This is a genomic window from Pseudomonas sp. RC4D1, assembly GCF_018390395.1.
Lineage (GTDB): Bacteria > Pseudomonadota > Gammaproteobacteria > Pseudomonadales > Pseudomonadaceae > Aquipseudomonas > Aquipseudomonas danubii.
This window is the reverse complement of record NZ_JAHBAW010000001.1, coordinates 3,240,603-3,260,715: the sequence shown is the minus strand read 5'-3', so window position 1 is coordinate 3,260,715 and position 20,113 is coordinate 3,240,603. Positions and strand designations below refer to the sequence as shown.

The window sequence follows — 20,113 nt, the reverse complement described above, 5'->3', positions numbered from 1 at the left end:
GTATCCGCCGGCCATGGATCAGTGGCACAAAAAAACGCCGCGGGGCTGTCAGCTCCGCGGCGTTGTTTTTTTGCAACAACCGCTTAAACGGTGTGCAGGTACCAGTTGTACTCGAGGTCGGAGATGGAGTGTTCGAACTCTTCCAGCTCGCTCTCTTTGCAGGCCACGAAGATATCGATGTACTTCGGATCGATGTACTTGGCCATTACCTCACTGTCGTCCAGCTCGCGCAGGGCATCGCGCAAGTTGTTCGGCAGGCTCTGCTCGTTCTGCTCGTAGCTGTTGCCTTCGGTCGGCGCCGGTGGCTCGATCTTGTTGGTCAGGCCGTGGTGCACGCCCGCCAGGACCGAGGCCATCAACAAGTACGGGTTGGCGTCGGCGCCGGCGACCCGGTGTTCCAGGCGCACGGCATCGGCCGAACCGGTCGGCACCCGCAGGGCCACGGTACGGTTGTCCAGGCCCCAGCTCGGCGAGTTCGGCACATAGAACTGTGCGCCGAAACGACGGTAGGAGTTGACGTTCGGGCAGAGGAAGGCCATCTGCGCCGGCAGGGTCTCGAGCACACCGCCGATCGCGTGACGCAGTGCGGCGTTCTGCTCGGGATCCTCGCTGGCAAAGATGTTCTTGCCATCTTTATCCAGAACCGAAATGTGGACGTGCAGACCGTTGCCCGCCTGGCCTGGGTAAGGCTTGGCCATGAAGGTGGTATCCATCTCATGGTCGTAGGCGATGTTCTTGATCAGGCGCTTGAGCAGTACCGCGTAGTCGCATGCCTTGATCGGGTCGGCCACGTGGTGCAGGTTGACTTCGAATTGTGCCGGGGCACTTTCCTTGACGATGGCGTCGGCCGGGATGCCTTGTTCCTTGGCACCTTCCAGAATGTCCTGGAGGCAGTCGACGTATTCGTCGAGATCGTCGATCAGGTAGACCTGGGTGGAATGCGGGCGTTTGCCGGAGATCGGCGAACGTGGCGGTTGTGGACGGCCGTTCACGTTCTCCTGGTCGATCAGGTAGAACTCCAGTTCGAAGGCGGCGCAGATGGTCAGTCCCAGTTCGTCGAACTTGGCCACGACTTGGCGCAGTACTTCTCGTGGATCGGCGAAGAACGGATCGCCTTCAAGCTCGTGCATGGTCATCAGCAGTTGCGCGGTAGGACGCTTCTGCCAGGGCTCGTTGCACAGGGTATCGGGGATTGGATAGCAGATTCGGTCAGCATCGCCGATGTCCAGGCCCAGGCCGGTGCTTTCCACCGTAGAGCCATTGATATCCAGGGCAAACAGGGAGGCCGGCAGGTTGATGCCTTTCTCGTAAACCTTGTGGAGGCTGGTGCGTTCGATGCGCTTGCCGCGCACCACACCATTCATATCCGCAATCAGAAGGTCAACGTACAGAACCTCAGGATGTTCCTTAAGGAACGCGTTCGCTTCGTTGAGCTGAACGGCACGCGGGGGTACCGACATGATGCAACACCTTTGTTGTTAAAAATATCAATCATTGATCTTTTCTGGTTTCAGTCAACCCGAACGGCATGCCGAAGTCAAGTAAGGCTCTTTACGCCCTAATAAAGGGCTGGCGAGGCTCTTTTGGGGCAAAACAGGGCGTTTTTTGGGACTCGACTGCCTCGGGTAGCGCAGACTTGAGCGGGCCGTGTTGTATTTTTTACGGGGGTGTTGTGTAAAAAAATGAACAAGGCTAAGCTCGAATCAAACCCATAACAGCAATAATACCGGGGTGTTTCATGTCTCGCCTGCCGTTAATCGGCATCACCGCCTGCTCCAGGCAGATCGGTCTGCATGCCTATCACATCAGTGGCGACGAGTATGTACAGGCAGTAGCCAGCGCAGCCCAGGGCGTGCCGGTGATTCTTCCGTCCATGGCGCAGTTGCTTTCCCCGTCCGATATTCTGGACGGCCTGGACGGCATCCTCTTTACCGGTTCTCCCTCCAATATTGAACCTTTCCATTACCAGGGGCCTGCCAGCGCACCGGACACTGCTCATGATTCTGCACGGGACGCGGCCACTCTGCCGCTGTTGAATGCCGCCGTCGAGGCGGGTGTTCCGGTGCTGGGCATCTGTCGCGGATTCCAGGAAATGAATGTAGCCCTGGGCGGCAGCCTTCATCAGAACGTGCATGACGTGCAGCCGTTCATGGACCACCGCCATGATGACGAGCCTGGTCAGCCCCTGGATGCCTGGTACGCGCCTGCCCATGATTTGCACGTCCAGGCGGGTGGGGTCCTGGCAAATCTGGGCCTGCCGCAGAAGATTCAAGTCAACTCGATTCATGCTCAAGGCGTTGAACGTCTGGCGCCGGGCCTGCGGGTCGAGGCGCTGGCGCCTGACGGCCTGGTGGAGGCCATCTCGGTCGAGGGAGGCAAGGCATTTGCTTTGGGGGTGCAATGGCACCCCGAATGGCAGGTAAGCTGCAATCCTCACTATCTGGCCATCTTCCAGGCTTTTGGTGATGCCTGCCGCAAACGGGCAAAACAACGCGACGCCGAAGCGTCACACAACGCCTGACTTAATAGAGAGTCAGGAAACTCAGCCTAGAGGCATTTATGAGTAACAACCTCGACCAGCTCACCGATTGGTTGAAAGACCACAAGATCACAGAAGTCGAATGCATGATCGGCGACTTGACCGGTATCACCCGGGGCAAGATCTCGCCGACCAACAAGTTCATTGCCGAAAAAGGCATGCGCCTGCCCGAGAGCGTGCTGTTGCAGACCGTGACCGGCGACTATGTCGAAGACGACATCTATTACGAGTTGCTGGACCCGGCGGACATCGACATGATTTGCCGCCCCGACCAGAACGCGGTGTACCTCGTGCCCTGGGCCATCGAACCCACTGCCCAGGTGATCCACGACACCTACGACAAGCAGGGCAACCCTATCGAGCTGTCGCCCCGCAACGTCTTGAAGAAGGTGCTCAAGCTCTACGCCGACCACGGCTGGCAGCCCATCGTGGCGCCGGAGATGGAGTTCTACCTGACCAAGCGCAGTGACGACCCGGACTACCCGCTGCAGCCGCCTATCGGCCGTTCCGGCCGCCCTGAAACCGGTCGTCAGTCGTTCTCCATTGAAGCGGCCAACGAATTCGATCCGCTGTTCGAAGATGTCTACGACTGGTGCGAACTGCAGGAGCTGGACCTGGACACCCTGATCCATGAGGACGGCACGGCGCAGATGGAGATCAACTTCCGTCACGGCGACGCCCTGTCCCTGGCCGACCAGATCCTGGTGTTCAAGCGCACCATGCGCGAGGCGGCCCTCAAGCACGACGTGGCGGCCACCTTCATGGCCAAGCCCATGACCGGCGAGCCTGGTAGCGCCATGCATTTGCACCAGAGCATCATCGACATCAACACCGGCAAGAACGTCTTCTCCAACGAAGACGGAACCATGAGCCAGCTGTTCCTCAACCACATTGGCGGGCTGCAGAAGTTCATCCCCGAGTTGCTGCCGCTGTTCGCTCCCAACGTCAACTCGTTCCGCCGCTTCCTGCCCGATACCTCGGCGCCGGTAAACGTCGAGTGGGGCGAAGAGAACCGCACCGTGGGCCTGCGGGTGCCGGATGCCGGACCGCAGAACCGTCGGGTGGAAAACCGCCTGCCGGGCGCCGACGCCAACCCTTACCTGGCCATTGCTGCCAGCCTGCTGTGCGGCTTCATCGGCATGGTCGAAGGCCACAACCCGAGCGCGCCAGTGGTCGGTCGTGGTTATGAACGACGCAACCTGCGCCTGCCGTTGACCATCGAGGACGCCCTGGAGCGTATGGAAAACAGCAAGACCATCGAGAAGTACCTGGGCCAGAAGTTCATCACCGGCTATGTCGCGGTGAAGCGGGCCGAGCATGAAAACTTCAAGCGCGTGATCAGTTCGTGGGAGCGGGAATTCCTGCTGTTCGCCGTCTGATTCGCCGGGCGCCGCTGCCCCCCAGCGGCGCCTTCACTGACACTTAGGAGAGATTGATGACTCATAAAAACCCGCAAACCCGCGAGTGGCAAACCCTCAGCAGTGATCACCACCTGGCGCCTTTCAGCGACTTCAAGCAATTGAAGGAGAAGGGGCCGCGGATCATCACCCATGCCAAGGGTGTTTACCTCTGGGACAGTGAAGGCAATCAGATTCTCGACGGCATGGCCGGCCTGTGGTGCGTAGCCATCGGCTATGGCCGTGACGAACTGGCGGAAGCCGCCAGCAAGCAAATGCGCGAACTGCCCTATTACAACCTGTTCTTCCAGACCGCCCACCCGCCGGTGCTGGAGCTGTCCAAGGCGATCGCTGATATCGCGCCAGAAGGCATGAACCATGTGTTCTTCACCGGTTCCGGCTCCGAAGGCAACGACACCATGCTGCGCATGGTCCGCCATTACTGGGCGATCAAGGGCCAGCCGAACAAGAAGACCATCATCAGCCGGGTCAACGGCTACCACGGCTCCACCGTGGCCGGCGCCAGCCTCGGCGGCATGAAGTACATGCACGAACAGGGCGACCTGCCGATTCCGGGTATCGTTCATATCCCGCAACCGTACTGGTTCGGTGAAGGTGGCGACATGAGCCCCGAAGAGTTCGGTATCTGGGCGGCCAACCAGTTGGAAGAGAAGATCCTGGAACTGGGTGTGGATAACGTCGGTGCCTTTATCGCCGAGCCGATCCAGGGCGCTGGCGGCGTGATCGTGCCGCCGGACAGCTACTGGCCGCGGATCAAGGAAATCCTCGCCAAGTACGACATCCTCTTCGTCGCCGACGAAGTGATCTGTGGCTTCGGCCGCACCGGTGAGTGGTTCGGTAGCGATTTCTACGACCTCAAGCCCGACATGATGACCATCGCCAAGGGCCTGACCTCCGGCTACATCCCCATGGGCGGCCTGATTGTCCGTGACGAAGTGGTGGCGGTGCTCAACGAGGGCGGCGATTTCAACCACGGTTTCACCTACTCCGGCCATCCGGTGGCCGCAGCCGTGGCCCTGGAAAACATCCGCATCATGCGCGATGAAAAAATTATCCAGCGCGCCCATGAAAAAGCGGCACCCTATTTGCAGAAACGTCTGCGTGAGCTGAGTGATCACCCGTTGGTGGGTGAGGTTCGCGGGGTAGGCCTGCTGGGGGCGATCGAGCTGGTCAAGGACAAGGCCACCCGCGCGCGCTATGAAGGCCGCGGCGTGGGCATGATCTGCCGACAGTTCTGCTTCGATAACGGTCTGATCATGCGTGCCGTGGGCGACACCATGATCATTGCGCCACCGCTGGTGATCAGCGAGGCGGAGATCGACGAACTGGTGGCCAAGGCGCGCAAGTGCCTGGATCTGACCTTGAGTGTGCTGCAGAACTGAGTGCTAGGCTTTGAGCGTGGTGCTTGCGGGCACGGCGCTCGAAGCAGATATAAAGGATGGGTCTTTCCTTGAAAGCCGGCCTTGGATCTTGCCAGACTACCCGCCGTTTTGGTTGCCCCGAGATTGGCCGCTGAGCGAGTGGTTAAAAAAGAATAATTGGAGCATTACGCATGAAGGCATTAGGTATGAAGTTAGCTGGCAAGACCCTCCTCGCCATGTCCCTGATGGGCGTGATGGCGGCGGCAGCGCAGGCGGACGATAAAGTACTGCACGTTTACAACTGGTCCGATTACATCGCCCCGGACACCATCAAGAAATTTGAAGCCGAGTCGGGCATCAAAGTGGTCTATGACGTGTTCGACAGCAACGAAACCCTGGAAGCCAAGTTGCTCGCCGGCAAATCCGGTTACGACGTGGTCGTGCCTTCCAACAACTTCCTGGCCAAGCAGATCAAGGCCGGTGTCTATCAGGAACTGGACCAGTCCAAGTTGCCGAACTGGAAGAACCTCAACGAATCGCTGCTCAAGGCGGTATCGGTGAGCGACCCGGGCAACAAGCACGCCTTCCCTTACATGTGGGGCTCGATCGGCATCGGTTTCAACGCCGAGAAGGTCAAGGCGGTATTGGGTGCCGACGCACCGACCAACTCCTGGGACCTGCTGTTCAAGCCGGAAAACGCCGAGAAGTTGAAGGCTTGTGGCGTCAGTTTCCTCGATTCGCCAACCGAGATGATTCCGGTGGCGCTGCACTACCTGGGCTACCCGACCGACAGTCAGGACAAGAAGCAACTGGCAGAAGCCGAAGCCCTGTTCCTCAAGATCCGTCCTTCGATCGCCTATTTCCACTCGTCCAAGTACATCTCCGACCTGGCTAACGGCAATATCTGCGTCGCCGTGGGTTACTCGGGCGATATCTATCAGGCCAAGGCTCGTGCCGCCGAAGCCGGTGACAAGGTCAAGGTCAGCTACAACATTCCGAAAGAGGGTGCTGGCAGCTTCTACGACATGGTCGCCATCCCTAAAGACGCGGAAAACGTCGACGGCGCCTACAAGTTCATGACCTTCCTGCAAAAGCCTGAAGTCATGGCCGAAATCACCAACGCCGTGCGTTTCCCCAACGGTAACGCGGCTGCAACCCCGTTGGTCGATAAAGACATCACCAGTGACCCGGGCGTTTACCCGCCAGCTGACGTACAGGCCAAGCTGTACGCGATTGCCGACCTGCCGGCCGCGACCCAGCGCATCCTGACCCGCAGCTGGACCAAGATCAAATCCGGCAAATAAGCCAATTTGCAGCACCACCTGTTGCCGTCATCGTGGCGAGGGCGGCAACAGGTAACAATTAAATGACAGAAAGTTTTGCTGGATTGGTTTATCGAGGGTAAGTTGCGCGCCGGTTTTGTTGCTGGGCAGCTCGGAGGCTGTCAGGTAGCGCGGGGCAGCTTGGGCCCAACTATTTAAGAGGACCTCCACTTGCCTATTTCTTTATTTCGCAAAGCCATGCTGGTCGCCGCCAGCCTGACGCTGGTGGCTGGCGCGCAGGCTGCACCGACCGTGCATATTTATAACTGGTCCGACTACATCGGTCAGAACACCCTGGCCGAATTTGAAAAAGCCACGGGCATCAAGCCGGTGTATGACGTTTTCGATTCCAACGAAACCCTGGAAGGCAAGTTGCTGGCCGGTCGCACCGGTTATGACGTGGTGGTGCCGTCCAACCACTTCCTGGGCAAACAGATCAAGGCCGGGGCTTTCCAGAAACTCGACAAGAGCCTGCTGCCTAACTACTCCAATCTCGATACGGCGCTGCTCAAGCGTCTGGAGATGAACGACCCGGGCAACCAGTACGCGGTGCCGTACCTGTGGGGCACCAATGGCATTGGCTACAACGTCGACAAGGTCAAGGCCGTGCTGGGCGTGGACAAGATCGACTCCTGGAGCGTGCTGTTCGAGCCGGAGAACATCAAGAAGCTCAACAGCTGCGGCGTGGCCTTCCTCGATTCTGCCGATGAAATGATGCCCACGGTCCTCAATTACCTGGGCCTGGATGCCAACAGCACCAACCCCCAGGACTACAAGAAGGCCGAAGCCAAGTTGCTGGCGGTGCGTCCCTACGTGACCTACTTCCACTCGTCCAAGTACATCTCGGACCTGGCCAACGGCAATATCTGCGTGGCCATCGGCTTTTCCGGCGACGTGTTCCAGGCCAAGGCCCGGGCCGCCGACGCTGGCAAGGGCGTGAACATCGCCTACGCGATTCCGAAGGAAGGCGGTGCCCTGTGGTTCGACATGCTGGCGATCCCCAAGGACTCGACCAACGTCAAGGAGGCTCACGCCTTCATCAACTATTTGCTGCAACCTGAGGTGATTGCCCAGGTCAGTGACTACGTCGGTTACGCCAACCCCAATCCCGGGTCGGACAAGCTGATGGAGCAATCCATTCGCACCGACGAAGCGGTTTATCCACCGCAAGCTGTACTCGACAAGACCTACGTGTCCATCGAGTTGCCACCCAATATCCAACGCTTGATGACCCGTAGCTGGACCAAGGTCAAGACGGGTAAGTAGTTCCACAGGCTCAAACTATCCAAGGTCCGCCCACGTGGGGTGGGCTGCAAATTTTGTTGGGAGTTTCGCAAATGGCAGTTGCCTCCGGCGCCTATAAGAAAGCCCTCGAGGGCGACCAGACACCTAAGCAGGTGCTGGTCAAGATCGACCGGGTCACGAAGAAGTTCGACGAGACGGTTGCCGTGGACGATGTGTCCCTGGAAATCAAGAAGGGCGAGATCTTCGCCCTGCTCGGCGGCTCGGGTTCGGGCAAGTCCACCTTGCTGCGGATGCTGGCCGGTTTCGAACGGCCAACGGAGGGGCGAATCTTCCTCGATGGTGTGGACATCACCGACATGCCGCCCTATGAGCGGCCGATCAACATGATGTTCCAGTCCTATGCGCTGTTCCCGCACATGACCGTGGCCCAGAACATCGCCTTCGGCCTCAAGCAGGACAAGATCCCTGCGGCCGAAATCGACGCCCGGGTGGCGGAGATGCTCAAGCTGGTACAGATGAGCCAGTATGCCAAGCGCAAGCCGCACCAGCTGTCCGGTGGCCAGCGCCAGCGCGTGGCCCTGGCCCGTTCCCTGGCCAAGCGTCCCAAGCTGTTGCTGCTGGACGAACCCATGGGCGCCCTGGACAAGAAGCTGCGCTCGCAGATGCAGCTGGAACTGGTTGAGATCATCGAGCGCGTAGGCGTGACCTGCGTGATGGTGACCCACGACCAGGAAGAGGCCATGACCATGGCCGAACGCATCGCCATCATGCACCTGGGCTGGATCGCCCAGATCGGCAGCCCGATCGATATCTACGAGACTCCGGTCAGCCGCCTGGTCTGCGAATTCATCGGCAACGTCAACATCTTCGAAGGTGAAGTGGTGGACGATGCCGAAGGTCACGCCCTGATCACTTGCAAGGATCTGGACCGCAGCATCTATGTCGGCCACGGCATCAGTACCTCGGTGCAGGACAAGTCGGTGACCTACGCGATCCGCCCGGAAAAGCTCCTGGTGACCGCCGAGATGCCGACCTGCGAGTACAACTGGTCCAGCGGCAAGGTGCACGACATTGCCTACCTGGGCGGCCACTCGGTGTTCTACGTCGAGCTGCCGAGCGGCAAGCTGGTGCAGTCCTTCGTGGCCAACGCCGAGCGTCGCGGCGCGCGGCCGACCTGGGGTGACCAGGTTTACGTCTGGTGGGAAGACGACAGCGGCGTGGTACTGCGCTCATGAACATGCGAAAGCTCAAGCGCCGACTCAATCGAATAATTCCCGGTGGCCGTCAGCTGGTCATCGGGGTTCCGTTCATCTGGCTGTTCCTGTTCTTCATGCTGCCGTTCTTCATCGTGCTGAAGATCAGCTTCGCCGAAGCGGACGTGGCCATTCCGCCGTATACCGAGATCTACAGCTACGTCGACCAGAAGCTGCAGGTGCTGCTCAACCTGGGCAACTACGCGATGCTCGGCGACGACGAGCTGTACATCGCGGCTTACCTCGGCTCGCTGAAGATGGCGTTCTTCAGCACCATCCTCTGCCTGCTGATCGGCTACCCGATGGCCTATGCCATCGCCAGTGCCCGTAAAGAGCTGCAGACCGTACTGGTGCTGCTGATCATGATGCCGACCTGGACCGCGATCCTGATCCGCGTCTATGCCTGGATGGGCATCCTCAGCAACAACGGCCTGCTCAACGGCTTCTTGATGTCCATGGGCTGGATCAACGAGCCACTGCAGATCCTCAACACCAACATCGCGGTGTACATCGGCGTGGTCTATTCCTACCTGCCGTTCATGATCCTGCCGCTGTACGCCAACCTGGTGAAGCACGACACCAGTCTGCTGGAGGCCGCGGCCGACCTGGGTTCGAGCACCTTCAACAGCTTCTGGAAGATCACCGTACCGCTGTCCAAGAACGGCATCATCGCCGGTTGCATGCTGGTGTTCATCCCGGTGGTGGGCGAGTTCGTGATTCCGGAACTCTTGGGCGGCCCGGAAACCCTGATGATTGGTAAGGTGCTCTGGCAAGAGTTCTTCAACAACCGTGACTGGCCGGTGGCATCCGCCCTGGCGGTGGTGATGCTGGCGATCCTGATTGTGCCGATCATCCTGTTCAACCGCAGTCAGGCCAAAGAAATGGAGGGCAAGGAATGAAGCGCTTCAGTTTCTCAAGCATGATGCTGGTGCTGGGCCTGTTGTTCATCTACCTGCCGATGCTGATCCTGGTGATCTACTCGTTCAACGCCTCGAAACTGGTGACGGTGTGGGGCGGCTGGTCGATCAACTGGTACATCGGCCTGCTGGATAACACTCAGCTCATGGGCTCGGTCCTGCGCTCCCTGGAAATCGCCTGCTACACCGCCGTTGCCGCGGTGGCCCTGGGCACCCTGGCGGCCTTCGTCCTGACCCGGATTACTCACTTCAAGGGCCGCACCCTGTTCGGTGGCCTGGTGACGGCGCCGCTGGTGATGCCTGAAGTGATCACCGGTCTGTCGCTGTTGCTGCTGTTCGTGGCCATGGCTCAGGCGGTCGGTTGGCCTCAGGAGCGTGGCATCGTCACCATCTGGATTGCCCACACCACGTTCTGCGCGGCTTATGTGGCGGTGGTGGTGTCGGCTCGCCTGCGCGAGCTTGACCTGTCCATCGAAGAGGCGGCCATGGACCTGGGCGCGCGGCCGTGGAAGGTGTTCTTCCTGATCACCATCCCGATGATCGCGCCGTCCCTGGCAGCGGGGGGCATGATGTCCTTCGCCCTGTCCCTGGATGACCTGGTCCTGGCAAGCTTCGTCTCTGGCCCTGGCTCCACCACCTTGCCGATGGAGGTGTTCTCGGCGGTGCGCCTGGGGGTCAAACCGGAGATCAACGCCGTGGCCAGCCTGATCCTGCTGGCGGTGTCCCTGGTGACCTTCCTGGTCTGGTTCTTCAGCCGCCGCGCCGAAGAAGCTCGCAAGCGCGCGATCCAGCAAGCCATCGAAGAGAGCGCTGCCGACTCCTGGAAGCAGCCTGACGTACGTCGGGCCCAGGCGCCGGAAGCGGTCTGACCTCAGGTTCGCAACACCTCAGGTTCGCAATAAAAAACCTCGCCCCGTAACCGGGAGCGAGGTTTTTTATTGCCCCATGCCGCCTGTTTCGCCGTAGGAGCGCTCAGGGGCGGCGCGCCGGCAGCAGCTTCAGGGTGCTGCGGGTGTTGGCGGTGACTTCCTCTTCGCTGAAGTGCGCCTGTTGGTAGACCCCTTCGATGTAGGCCTCGGCCTGGTCGTCGTAGTGCTTGTCGAACAGCACGCCGCTCTGGCCCACGGGGTTGATGGTCAGGCTGTGGGCCGGGTAGGCGAAGTCGATGATGCGCCGGGTCGAGGGGCCATACACCACGGACCAGGGTGCCGGGCCGATCTTGGCGGTGAGATTGTTCGGCACTTCATGGCTGCCCGGGGCGTCCAGGGGGCCGACGTTGAATACCCGGTCCAGAGGCTTCTGCATCCCCAGCGGGTGGCCGTGGGTCAGGGTATGGGCGCTGCCCCAGTGCCATTTCGCGGGGTTGGCGCCCAGGGTGCGCTTGAGGTGGTCGATGCTGGCGTGCCAGGCCACCTTGACGGTGTCGGCCCGGCTTTCACGCTGGGGCGTGGTGCGGTTGTCCCACCAGGGGGAATCGGGATCGGCCGCCAGCCGGGGCAGGGCAGCATCCACCACTCGGGCCTGGATCAGGGCATCGAAATAGGCGTCACCGAGTTTTTCATGGAAGGTGGCGTTGGCCAGCTCGAACAGGAATTGGTTGAACAGGGTGGCGCTGGTGGAGTCCAGCGGGTAGTCGCCCTGCCACTTGGCCAGTTGCTCCACCAGCTTCAGTTCCTCGGGCGCGCCGACCACTTCCCGCAGCACGGGCAACAGCGGTGCCAGCAGGCGCGGCCCGTAGGCGGTTGTCGTGCCCAGCTGCAGCTTCTGGGTGTTTTCCAGGTCCCATTTCACGCTTTTGTCACTGAGCTGACGGTCCAGTTGCTGGCCCCGGTCGGCGAGGTTGTAGTAGCCGGGGATCTCCATGCCGGTCGGGGAGACGGGCTGGAAGTTGGCGGAGACGATATAGCCCCGGGCCGGGTTCTCTTCCTGGGGGTTGGCGCTGAAGGGGTAGAAGCCCTCCTTGTCAGCCATGGCGGTGCTGCCGTCGAGCAGGAACGCCGGTTTCGCCCCGGTCGGGCGCTTGGGCAGCAGAGCCGCCGCCCACCAGCCGATATCGCCCTTGGCGTTGGCCCAGACAATGTTCAGGCCGGGGGCGTGGACCTTGGCGGAGGCCGCTCGGACCTTGGCCAGGGTATCGGCGCGGTTGAGCTGGTAGAAACCATCGAGGATCGGGTTGGGGGTTTCCAAAAAGCCCCACCACATGGCCACCGGGGCCTTGCCCACGGTGGCGCCGAGCATGTCGTTGATGATCGGGCCGTGGGGCGACTGGCGCAGGGTCAGGGTCACCGGCGCCTGGCCCTTGACTGCAATCTGCTGCTCGCTGCTGATCAGATCGACCCATTTGTCATGGAACCAGACCTGATTGGGGTTTTCCGGGTTGACCTTCTCGACGATCAGGTCGAGATCGTCGTTCTGGAACATGGTCAGGCTCCAGCCGAAGTCCAGGTTGTGGCCCAGGAAGGCGAAGGGCACCAGGGCCTGATGATGGCCGTAGAGTTCGAAGCCCGGTGCCGACAGCTGCGCCTCGTACCACACCGACGGCAGGGAGTAGCGGATGTGCGGATCGCCTGCCAGCAGCGGGCGTCCGCTCTTGGTTCGAGCGCCGGCCACGGCCCAGGCGTTGCTGCCTTCAAATTGCGGCAGTCCGGCCTCGCTCAGGGCTTGCTGGCTCAGGAGGGCGATCTGCCCCAGGTCCTGCCAGTCGACAGCGGCCAGGGGCTGGGACGGTTGCGGCTTGCCTTTGGCCAGCACGCCCTTGGGCTGCCAGTCGAGGTCGAAGACCTTCAGGTAATCGTTGCCCAACTGGTCGCGGATGTAGGTCAAGAGCGGTTCGGTGCGAAAGGCCATGGCGAAGCTGTAGGCCATGAAACCGGCGACGCTGACGGTGTCTTCTGCGGTGAATGGCCGTTTGTGGATGCCCAGGACATCGAACTCCATGGGGCTGGCGTGGCTGTCCTGATACTGGTTGATGCCATCCAGATAGGCTTCCAGGGCCTTCCAGGCGGGAGACTGACGGTCGAGCCCGGCCACATAGCGGTCAGCGCGCTCGCGGATGCGCAGGCTGCGGAACAGTTTGTCGGTATCCAGTAGCTTGGGCCCCAGGACCTCTGCCAGTTCGCCCCGGGACAGGCGCCGCAAGACTTCCATCTGGAACAGTCGGTCCTGGGCGTGGACGTAACCCAGGGCGCGATACAGGTCGGTTTCGTTCTCCGAGCGGATATGGGGCACGCCACGCTCGTCGTAACGCACAGTGACCGAGCCTTGCAGGCCACGGACTTCCACCTGGCCCTGACGCGTCGGCTGCTTGCTGTAGAGATAACCGACGACACCCGCCAGCACGGCGAGGATCAGGACAGCGACGACGGTCAGGCTGCGTTTCATGCGGGCTCCTTGCTGTTGTTTTCAGTGCCGCCCTGGAAGAGCAGCAGAGATTTAGCACAAGTCATGGGCCTCGCGCAGGAGGCAGTCCTTGAATAGGCGCGAATGCCTTTAATTGGCAGTGACTGGCCAGGGACAGTAGCAGCCTACCGCCAGGGTGTGGGTGGCATTGATCTGGCGATGGTTCTCCAGCGCCTGGAGGATAGGCTCGATGAAGCTGTTGCTGGAGTTGCAGGTCAGGCCTTCGCTGTAGGGCCCGAAGTAGGCCAGCTTGCCGTTGCGGTCCCAGATCGCCACCGCCGGACTGGCGGGAATCTGTTCGGCACCGGGCAGGCTGTCGAGGGGCTTCAGGTGGCCCAGGGTGGCGGGCAGTTGGCCTTGGCTGCCGGGCTTCTGCACGGAATAGAACTCCACGCCCCGCGGACCATAGGTTTCGATCAGTTCAGCCAGGTGCTGCTGGTTGCCGACGTTGCAGGGGCAGGCCGGGTCCCAGAAGTGCACCAGGCGGATGGCCCCGGGGCCGGCCAGCTCGGCGGGCAGTTGCAGCGGGTCGCCGGAGAACACCGCGGTGTGTTCACTGAAGGCCCGCAGATAGCGTCCCTGGAACCAGTCGTAGGCGCACCACAGCACCACGGCGCAGATCAGGACGAGCAGGCTGGCAAGCAGGGAGGTGCGGTAAGGCTGGCGCATTAAGATCGGTCCTCGAAGGTCGCGTAGCTTGCCATGCTTGCCGCGACAGATGAATATCGCAGGCCTAGAAAGCCTGTTTTATCCCCGGTGCCCCCCGCTTTGGAAAATCCCATGTCCGTGACCTTCGACCCCGACCACCTGCGTGCCAGTCTGCAACCTCTGGTGGCTGGGCAGCCCTTGTCGGTGGAGGCCCAGGCCTATCAGCGCTTCTATGGGCTGGACTTCGCCGGACGGGCGCTCGTGCCACGCAGTCGCCTGGGGCGCTTTCAAGTGGAGGGCTACGAGGTGGTCACGCAGGTGTGGTGGCCGGAGCAGCCACAGGCAACGCTGTTTCTGTTCCACGGTTTCTACGATCACATGGGCTTGTACCGGCATGTGATCGAGTGGGCCCTGCAGCGCCGCTTCGTGGTGATTTCCTGTGACCTGCCGGGGCATGGCCTGTCCAGTGGCGAGCGCGCCAGCATCGATGATTTCGCGGTGTATCAACAGGTACTGCAAGGACTGTTCGCCGAGGCGCGGTCTCTGGAGTTGCCCCAGCCCTGGCACTTGTTCGGGCAAAGCACCGGTGGCGCGATCATCATGGATCACTTGCTCAATCAGGGCGCCGAGAGCCCGGCCCAGGGGCAAGTGGTGCTGCTGTCGCCCTTGGTGCGACCTCGAGCCTGGGGCTGGTCGATGCTCAGCTATTACCTGTTGCGGCCATTTGTCAGCGGCATTGCCCGGCGCTTCAGCGAGAACTCCAACGATCCGGATTTTCTTGCCTTCCTCCAGGCCGATCCGTTGCAGCCACAACGTTTGCCCACTGCCTGGGTTGGCGCGTTGGCGCGTTGGATCAAGCGGCTGGAAGCCGCCCCGCGCAGTTCAAGGCAGCCGCTGATCGTGCAGGGGCAGGCGGACATGACGGTGGATTGGGAGCACAACCTGCAAGTGATTCGCGGTAAGTTCACGGCCCCCGAGGTCTTGATGCTGCCGGAGGCGCGGCATCACCTGGCCAATGAAATTCCCTTGTACCGCGATCAGTACTTCGCCTTTCTGACCCAGCACGTCTGAGCCGCGGGAGATGGGTGTAGCCGCTGCCGTAGGCTGCGAACGGCCCGAAGAGTCGCTGGAGGTTCGGCGCTGGATTGCCAGGCAAGGTCCTGCGGAGTTTTGCGCAGCCTCGCGGGCTCGGCAGCGGCTACAGGTGAGTTGGCTGGATCAGGGGGCGAGGCTGGAGGTACTCTGGCCGACCGCCAGGCCGGCGCGAATCGCTGCCAGGGCTGCCTGGTAATAGGCCTTGCCCTCAGTGGATTCGGCGAAGGTTGCGAATTCTTCCAGCTCGGTGTCGGACAGGTCCCGGTAAACGTACAGCAGGGTGTTGTTCAGGTCGTTGCCGATCTGCTGCATCAATCGCTGGCGCTGACCGTTGAGCATGCCCTGGGCCTGCCCCCCTCCCAGCAGGCCGGGAATCATCTGGCTCAGGCTGTCTGCGGCGACTCCGGCGATCGCCAGGCTGACTTCCGCGCCGGCCTCCTTGGCCGGTAGTGCCTGGGCCAGGTGGCCGATGATCAATTGGCGGTTATCGCTGACCTGCATCTTCGGCAGGCCCTGAGCATTCTTGGCCAACTGGTCGCGACGGGTGGCCAGCAGTTCGGCGGCGACGATCTTGCGGCCCAGGGGCGACTGGAAGAAAGCCAGGGCGGGGGCGGGATTGGCGAGATGCCGGCGCAGTTGCTCTTCGGCGCGACGGTCCACGGCCTGGGGCGCAAAGCGCTGGTTACTGTTGTCCACCAGGGCCTGGTAGACCGCCGGCGGCAAGCTGTTCTGGTAGCGCTGCTGGGCGGCGCTGAGGGCATCGTTGAAATGCGCGCGCTGTTCCGGCCAACCGGCGACCTTGTACAACTGGTCGTGGCTGTCTGCCCAGGCAGGCAAGGCGCAGAACATCAACAGTGAGAAAAGCAAACGGCGCATAAGGACTCCTGTCAGCAGGCGACTATTCTCCGGGGCAAGGCGATGGTTGTCGAGAATTCGTATCAGGATCGCCCGCTAAAGTAATGAATGGAAAATGCATTGGAAAAAAATGCGTGATCCTCCGCTCTGTGGCTCTGTCAGATTTATCTGATGCTGGATACTATGCGCGCCATGCAAATACCCTCTGATCATCCGCTGTTGTTGCGTATCGTCGACGACCTGGCCGCCTGTGGCTGGTCGCAGCAGAATATTTTCCTGCCCGAGGGTCTGACCCTCGAACTGGCGGCTGAGTGCCGTAAACGTGCAATAGAAGGTGAACTGGCGCCTGCGGCGGTAGGGCGAGGCCCGGCTCAGGAGATACGCGAGGGTATTCGCGGCGACCATATCCAGTGGCTCGAGCCCGGCCAGGCCGAGGCCGTCGATACCTATCTGGGGTTGATGGACAGCCTGCGCGAGGCCCTCAATCGAGGCCTGTTTCTCGGGCTTGAGGATTTCGAGTGTCACTTCGCGATGTACCCGCCGGGCGCCTTCTACAAGCGTCACGTGGATCGCTTTCGCGATGACGACCGGCGCATGGTGTCGGCAGTGATCTACCTCAACTCGCAATGGTTGCCCGAACACGGCGGGCAACTGCGCATGTACCTGAACGATCAGGAACCATACGATGTAGCCCCCGTCGGGGGCCGGCTAGTGGTGTTTCTCTCTGGCGAGGTGCCCCATGAAGTCCTCCCAGCGACCCGGGAGCGCCTGTCCTTGACCGGCTGGTTCCGGCGTCGTGGTAACGAGCCGTTCTGATGATGCACAAGATTCTGGTCAGTCGCTGTCTGTTGGGCCACCGCGTACGCTACGACGGCGGTGCCAGCGGCCCCTTCGATCAGTTGTCCAGCTGGTTGCAAGAGGGCCGGGTGGTTGCCTTGTGCCCGGAGGTGGCCGGCGGCTTGCCGACGCCACGGGCGGCCGCGGAGATTCCGGGCGGGCAAGGCGTCGAGGTGCTGGATGGCAAGGCTTCAGTGCTGACCTCTGAGGGGGAGGATGTCAGCGCCGAGTTTCTCTCCGGCGCCCGGCAAGCCCTGGAACTGGTGCGCAAGCACGGAATCCGTATCGCCGTACTCAAGGCCAACAGTCCGTCCTGCGGCAATGTGCTCACCTATGACGGCACCTTCAGCGGCATCAAGGTTCAGGGCGAGGGCGTGACTGCGGCGCTATTGCAGCGCCATGGCGTGCAAGTCTTCAGTGAGTTGCAGCTGCCCGAGGCCGCTGCTGCCCTGGCCGCCCTGTAGCCGCAGCGTGCGGCGGCTATTGGGCAAGGATTACTGCCCGGCTTCAGCCTTGGGCGGTTTGCTCGCATCCATGCCGAACCACTTCTCCGACAGGGCCATCAGTCGCCCATCGGCCTTGATCCGCTGCAGGGCGCTGTCCAGGCTCGCCTGGAACGCCGGGTTTCCTTTCTGGAAGGGAATCGCCAGGCTCAGGGTCGGGCCCACCTTGGCGCCTTCCTTTACGGGCAGGCGACTGTCGCGAATGGCATAGGGAATCAGCAGGCGGTCGCTGATGGCCGCGTCGATCTGTTTGTCCGCCACATCCTTGATCGGTTGCTGGGCATCGGCATAGCTGCGCAGGTTGATGCCTTCCACGGTCCGTGCCTGATCAACGAACTGGCTGCCCTGAGCCACGCCAAGCGCCTGGCCACGCAGGGCCTGGAGGGAAAGCAGCGGGCGTTGTTCTTCCTTGCGCACGATCAACTGGGCGCTGGAATAGCTATAGGGCTCGCTGAAATCGAAACGATCCTTGAGTTCCGGGGTCACTGCTATGTGGTTGATGGCCACGTCGAACTTGCCGCTCTCCACACCTGGCAGCAACTCGGCCGCCGCGGTCACCACGAAGTCCGCGCGCACGTCCAGCTCACTGGCCAGCAACTGCCCCAACTCCACCTCGAAGCCGGTGAGTTTGCCGTCGTCCTTGAAGTTGAAGGGTGGTGTATTGGCTTCCAGGGCGATGCGCAGTTCCCCGCGGTCATTGATGTCGTCCATCAGTTCGGCTTGAGCGCCAGTGCTCACAAGGGGTAGCAAAAGTATCAGGCCAGGCAGGAAACGCATGGTCACTCCTTGAATTTATATGAGCGATGCGCCGTTCAGGCTCGCTTTGCTAAGGTGTTGAGTGCCTTCGACAACGAATCGCCACGAAGTTGTCATAACCGTAAAAGATTTGCGGAAAAACTGGAGAAGATAATGAAAAATTTTATGTCCCGTGCGGCCTTGGCCAGTCTGTTGCTTGGAGCCTCGATGCTGGCGGGCGCGGCGGATATTCCTCGTACTCAGGCACCAGAGGGCGCCAAGGTGTTCATCGTTTCACCTGCTGATGGAGCCACCGTGGACAAGACCTTCAAGGTCAAGTTCGGCGTTGAAGGCATTGCCCTGGCACCGGCGGGCGATCAGACCGCCAATACCGGCCACCATCACCTGCTGATCGATGTCGATCAACTGCCGGCCGAGAACCTGCCGATCCCGATGGACGCCAACCACCTGCATTTCGGCAAGGCCCAGACCGAAACCGAAGTGACCTTGGCCCCGGGCAAGCACACCCTGCAGTTGGAGCTGGGCGACAAGAACCACGTGCCGTTCAGCCCGGTCATCGTCTCCAAGAAAATCACAGTAATAGTGAAATAATCGTAAACGCTGCGCAAAAAAAGGGAGCCTTGATGGGCTCCCTTTTTTGCGCAGCTAGCTGCAAGGTTTCAGCTACAAGCTGCTCTTAGAACAGCACACGGCAACGGATGGTGCCGTTGATGTGCTGCAGCTTCTCTTGCGCCAGGTCCGAGTACTCGGCGTCGACGTCGATTACCACGTAGCCGACCTTTTCGTTGGTCTGCAGGAACTGACCGGAGATGTTGATGCCGTTTTCGGCGAAGACCTTGTTGATCTCGCTCATCACACCCGGGATGTTCTCGTGGATGTGCAGCAGGCGGTGCTTGCCTGGGTGGGCCGGCAGCGCCACTTCCGGGAAGTTGACCGAGGAGACCGAAGTACCGTTGTCGCTGTACTTGACCAGCTTCTCTGCCACTTCCAGGCCGATGTTGGCTTGGGCTTCAGCGGTGGAACCGCCGATGTGCGGAGTCAGGATCACGTTGTCCAGGCCGCGCAGCGGGCTTTCGAACTCTTCGTCGTTGGAGCGCGGTTCAACCGGGAACACGTCGATGGCCGCGCCGATCAGGTGCTTGTCCTTGATCGCGTCCGCCAGGGCGTCCAGCTCAACCACGGTGCCGCGAGCGGCGTTGATCAGGATGCCGCCTTTCTTGATGGCGCGGATTTCCTTTTCACCGATCATCCACTGAGTGGCCGCGGTTTCCGGCACGTGCAGGGTGACGATGTCGGACATGCCCAGCAGTTCGTGCAGGTTGCCCACCTGGGTGGCGTTGCCCAGTGGCAGCTTGGTCACGGTGTCATAGAAGAACACCTGCATCCCTAAGCCTTCGGCCAGGACCGACAGCTGAGTACCAATGGAGCCATAACCGACGATACCCAGCTTCTTGCCGCGGATTTCGAAGGAGTTGGCCGCGCTCTTGATCCAGCCACCACGGTGGCAGGAAGCGTTTTTCTCAGGGATGCCGCGCAGCAGCAGGATGGCCTCGGCCAGTACCAGTTCGGCGACCGAACGGGTGTTGGAGTAAGGCGCGTTGAACACCGCGATGCCGCGCTCGCGAGCGGCGGACAGGTCAACCTGGTTGGTGCCGATGCAGAAGCAACCCACTGCGACCAGTTTCTTCGCGTGGTCGAAGATCTCTTCGGTCAGTTGAGTGCGGGAGCGAATACCGATGAAGTGTGCATCGGCGATCTTTTCCTTGAGCTGGGCTTCCGGCAGAGAACCGGTGAGGTACTCGATGCTGGTGTAGCCGGCGGCCTTGAGGACGTCGACAGCGGATTGGTGGACGCCTTCGAGGAGAAGGAACTTGATCTTGCTCTTATCGAGAGAAGTCTTGCTCATCTGCGTAAACCTGTGTCCCGGAGAAAAATGGCAGGGAAATGGACAGCTTGAGCTGACCT

General features: G+C 61.0%; 18 protein-coding genes. 12 read left to right on the top strand and 6 right to left on the bottom strand.

The genetic code is table 11. The features are described 5' to 3' along the window. Positions 1-83 precede the first annotated feature (83 nt). A complete protein-coding gene (locus tag KHO49_RS15125; protein ID WP_085581012.1) occupies positions 84-1,460 on the bottom strand; it encodes a glutamine synthetase family protein in 1,377 nt (458 codons plus the stop codon). Positions 1,461-1,738: 278 nt separating this feature from the next. Between KHO49_RS15125 and KHO49_RS15120 the strand changes: the two genes are divergently transcribed. The 8 genes from KHO49_RS15120 to KHO49_RS15085 all read left to right on the top strand — a co-directional run bounded on the left by KHO49_RS15120 (position 1,739) and on the right by KHO49_RS15085 (position 10,924). Then, positions 1,739-2,521, top strand: coding sequence for a gamma-glutamyl-gamma-aminobutyrate hydrolase family protein (locus tag KHO49_RS15120; RefSeq protein WP_102881215.1), 783 nt, complete (start codon positions 1,739-1,741; stop codon positions 2,519-2,521). A 38-nt stretch (positions 2,522-2,559) separates the two neighbouring features. Then, the gene (locus KHO49_RS15115; RefSeq protein WP_102862147.1) at positions 2,560-3,918 is read left to right on the top strand and encodes a glutamine synthetase family protein; all 1,359 of its coding nucleotides are present in this window, start codon (positions 2,560-2,562) and stop codon (positions 3,916-3,918) included. A gap of 56 nt (positions 3,919-3,974) precedes the next feature. Continuing rightward, the gene (locus KHO49_RS15110; RefSeq protein ID WP_102881214.1) at positions 3,975-5,339 is read left to right on the top strand and encodes an aspartate aminotransferase family protein; all 1,365 of its coding nucleotides are present in this window, start codon (positions 3,975-3,977) and stop codon (positions 5,337-5,339) included. Between the two features lie 185 nt (positions 5,340-5,524). Continuing rightward, positions 5,525-6,622: a polyamine ABC transporter substrate-binding protein gene (locus KHO49_RS15105; protein ID WP_102881213.1), complete on the top strand. Its 1,098-nt coding sequence runs from the start codon at positions 5,525-5,527 to the stop codon at positions 6,620-6,622. A 189-nt stretch (positions 6,623-6,811) separates the two neighbouring features. Then, on the top strand, positions 6,812-7,906 hold the full coding sequence (locus tag KHO49_RS15100; protein ID WP_110652456.1) for a polyamine ABC transporter substrate-binding protein: 1,095 nt from the start codon (positions 6,812-6,814) through the stop codon (positions 7,904-7,906). 71 nt (positions 7,907-7,977) lie between these two features. Then, positions 7,978-9,120 carry an ABC transporter ATP-binding protein gene (locus KHO49_RS15095; protein ID WP_041120308.1) on the top strand — a complete coding sequence of 381 codons (1,143 nt, stop codon included), beginning with the start codon at positions 7,978-7,980 and terminating at the stop codon, positions 9,118-9,120. Between the two features lie 35 nt (positions 9,121-9,155). Beyond that, positions 9,156-10,037, top strand: a complete 882-nt coding sequence (locus KHO49_RS15090) for an ABC transporter permease subunit (protein WP_170001853.1) — start codon at positions 9,156-9,158, stop codon at positions 10,035-10,037. Beyond that, the gene (locus KHO49_RS15085) at positions 10,034-10,924 is read left to right on the top strand and encodes an ABC transporter permease subunit (RefSeq protein ID WP_102862142.1); all 891 of its coding nucleotides are present in this window, start codon (positions 10,034-10,036) and stop codon (positions 10,922-10,924) included. Before KHO49_RS15090 ends, KHO49_RS15085 begins: the two co-directional genes overlap by 4 nt. Positions 10,925-11,027: 103 nt before the next feature. Here KHO49_RS15085 and KHO49_RS15080 read toward each other — a convergent pair whose 3' ends face one another. Then, positions 11,028-13,436 carry a penicillin acylase family protein gene (locus KHO49_RS15080; RefSeq protein ID WP_213665218.1) on the bottom strand — a complete coding sequence of 803 codons (2,409 nt, stop codon included), beginning with the start codon at positions 13,434-13,436 and terminating at the stop codon, positions 11,028-11,030. 108 nt (positions 13,437-13,544) lie between these two features. Next, positions 13,545-14,123 (bottom strand): DUF6436 domain-containing protein, encoded by a 579-nt coding sequence (locus KHO49_RS15075; protein WP_102881210.1) that lies wholly within the window; start codon positions 14,121-14,123, stop codon positions 13,545-13,547. Positions 14,124-14,234: 111 nt separating this feature from the next. On the opposite strand from KHO49_RS15075, the gene bipL reads away from it, so the two are divergent. Then, positions 14,235-15,173 (top strand): phospholipase BipL, encoded by a 939-nt coding sequence (gene bipL, locus KHO49_RS15070; RefSeq protein ID WP_102862139.1) that lies wholly within the window; start codon positions 14,235-14,237, stop codon positions 15,171-15,173. Between the two features lie 147 nt (positions 15,174-15,320). Here the strand turns inward: bipL and KHO49_RS15065 are convergent, their stop codons facing one another. Continuing rightward, positions 15,321-16,073, bottom strand: coding sequence for a DUF2059 domain-containing protein (locus tag KHO49_RS15065; protein ID WP_102862138.1), 753 nt, complete (start codon positions 16,071-16,073; stop codon positions 15,321-15,323). A 162-nt stretch (positions 16,074-16,235) separates the two neighbouring features. Here KHO49_RS15065 and KHO49_RS15060 point away from each other — a divergent pair, with 162 nt between their 5' ends. Both KHO49_RS15060 and KHO49_RS15055 read left to right on the top strand, forming a co-directional pair. Beyond that, a complete protein-coding gene (locus KHO49_RS15060; RefSeq protein ID WP_162884161.1) occupies positions 16,236-16,868 on the top strand; it encodes a 2OG-Fe(II) oxygenase in 633 nt (210 codons plus the stop codon). 2 nt (positions 16,869-16,870) lie between these two features. Further along, on the top strand, positions 16,871-17,353 hold the full coding sequence (locus tag KHO49_RS15055) for a 2-thiouracil desulfurase family protein (protein ID WP_102881473.1): 483 nt from the start codon (positions 16,871-16,873) through the stop codon (positions 17,351-17,353). 30 nt (positions 17,354-17,383) lie between these two features. Here KHO49_RS15055 and KHO49_RS15050 read toward each other — a convergent pair whose 3' ends face one another. Continuing rightward, the gene (locus tag KHO49_RS15050; protein ID WP_102881208.1) at positions 17,384-18,169 is read right to left on the bottom strand and encodes a transporter substrate-binding domain-containing protein; all 786 of its coding nucleotides are present in this window, start codon (positions 18,167-18,169) and stop codon (positions 17,384-17,386) included. Positions 18,170-18,301: 132 nt separating this feature from the next. Between KHO49_RS15050 and KHO49_RS15045 the strand changes: the two genes are divergently transcribed. Next, positions 18,302-18,739, top strand: a complete 438-nt coding sequence (locus KHO49_RS15045; protein WP_213665217.1) for a DUF4399 domain-containing protein — start codon at positions 18,302-18,304, stop codon at positions 18,737-18,739. 85 nt (positions 18,740-18,824) lie between these two features. Here the strand turns inward: KHO49_RS15045 and serA are convergent, their stop codons facing one another. Beyond that, positions 18,825-20,054, bottom strand: a complete 1,230-nt coding sequence (gene serA / locus KHO49_RS15040; protein ID WP_011064084.1) for a phosphoglycerate dehydrogenase — start codon at positions 20,052-20,054, stop codon at positions 18,825-18,827. Between the last annotated feature and the right edge of the window lie 59 nt (positions 20,055-20,113).

Excerpts from the sequence above, each read along its gene's own strand:
- KHO49_RS15095 (WP_041120308.1), top strand. The coding sequence starts at position 7,978 with ATGGCAGTTGCCTCCGGCGCCTATAAGAAAGCCCTCGAGGGCGACCAG.
- KHO49_RS15120 (WP_102881215.1), top strand. The coding sequence starts at position 1,739 with ATGTCTCGCCTGCCGTTAATCGGCATCACCGCCTGCTCCAGGCAGATC.
- serA (WP_011064084.1), bottom strand. The coding sequence starts at position 20,054 with ATGAGCAAGACTTCTCTCGATAAGAGCAAGATCAAGTTCCTTCTCCTC.
- KHO49_RS15085 (WP_102862142.1), top strand. The coding sequence starts at position 10,034 with ATGAAGCGCTTCAGTTTCTCAAGCATGATGCTGGTGCTGGGCCTGTTG.
- KHO49_RS15055 (WP_102881473.1), top strand. The coding sequence starts at position 16,871 with ATGCACAAGATTCTGGTCAGTCGCTGTCTGTTGGGCCACCGCGTACGC.
- KHO49_RS15110 (WP_102881214.1), top strand. The coding sequence starts at position 3,975 with ATGACTCATAAAAACCCGCAAACCCGCGAGTGGCAAACCCTCAGCAGT.
- KHO49_RS15115 (WP_102862147.1), top strand. The coding sequence starts at position 2,560 with ATGAGTAACAACCTCGACCAGCTCACCGATTGGTTGAAAGACCACAAG.
- KHO49_RS15045 (WP_213665217.1), top strand. The coding sequence starts at position 18,302 with ATGAAAAATTTTATGTCCCGTGCGGCCTTGGCCAGTCTGTTGCTTGGA.
- KHO49_RS15065 (WP_102862138.1), bottom strand. The coding sequence starts at position 16,073 with ATGCGCCGTTTGCTTTTCTCACTGTTGATGTTCTGCGCCTTGCCTGCC.
- bipL (WP_102862139.1), top strand. The coding sequence starts at position 14,235 with ATGTCCGTGACCTTCGACCCCGACCACCTGCGTGCCAGTCTGCAACCT.
- KHO49_RS15125 (WP_085581012.1), bottom strand. The coding sequence starts at position 1,460 with ATGTCGGTACCCCCGCGTGCCGTTCAGCTCAACGAAGCGAACGCGTTC.
- KHO49_RS15075 (WP_102881210.1), bottom strand. The coding sequence starts at position 14,123 with ATGCGCCAGCCTTACCGCACCTCCCTGCTTGCCAGCCTGCTCGTCCTG.
- KHO49_RS15080 (WP_213665218.1), bottom strand. The coding sequence starts at position 13,436 with ATGAAACGCAGCCTGACCGTCGTCGCTGTCCTGATCCTCGCCGTGCTG.
- KHO49_RS15060 (WP_162884161.1), top strand. The coding sequence starts at position 16,236 with ATGCGCGCCATGCAAATACCCTCTGATCATCCGCTGTTGTTGCGTATC.
- KHO49_RS15050 (WP_102881208.1), bottom strand. The coding sequence starts at position 18,169 with ATGCGTTTCCTGCCTGGCCTGATACTTTTGCTACCCCTTGTGAGCACT.
- KHO49_RS15105 (WP_102881213.1), top strand. The coding sequence starts at position 5,525 with ATGAAGTTAGCTGGCAAGACCCTCCTCGCCATGTCCCTGATGGGCGTG.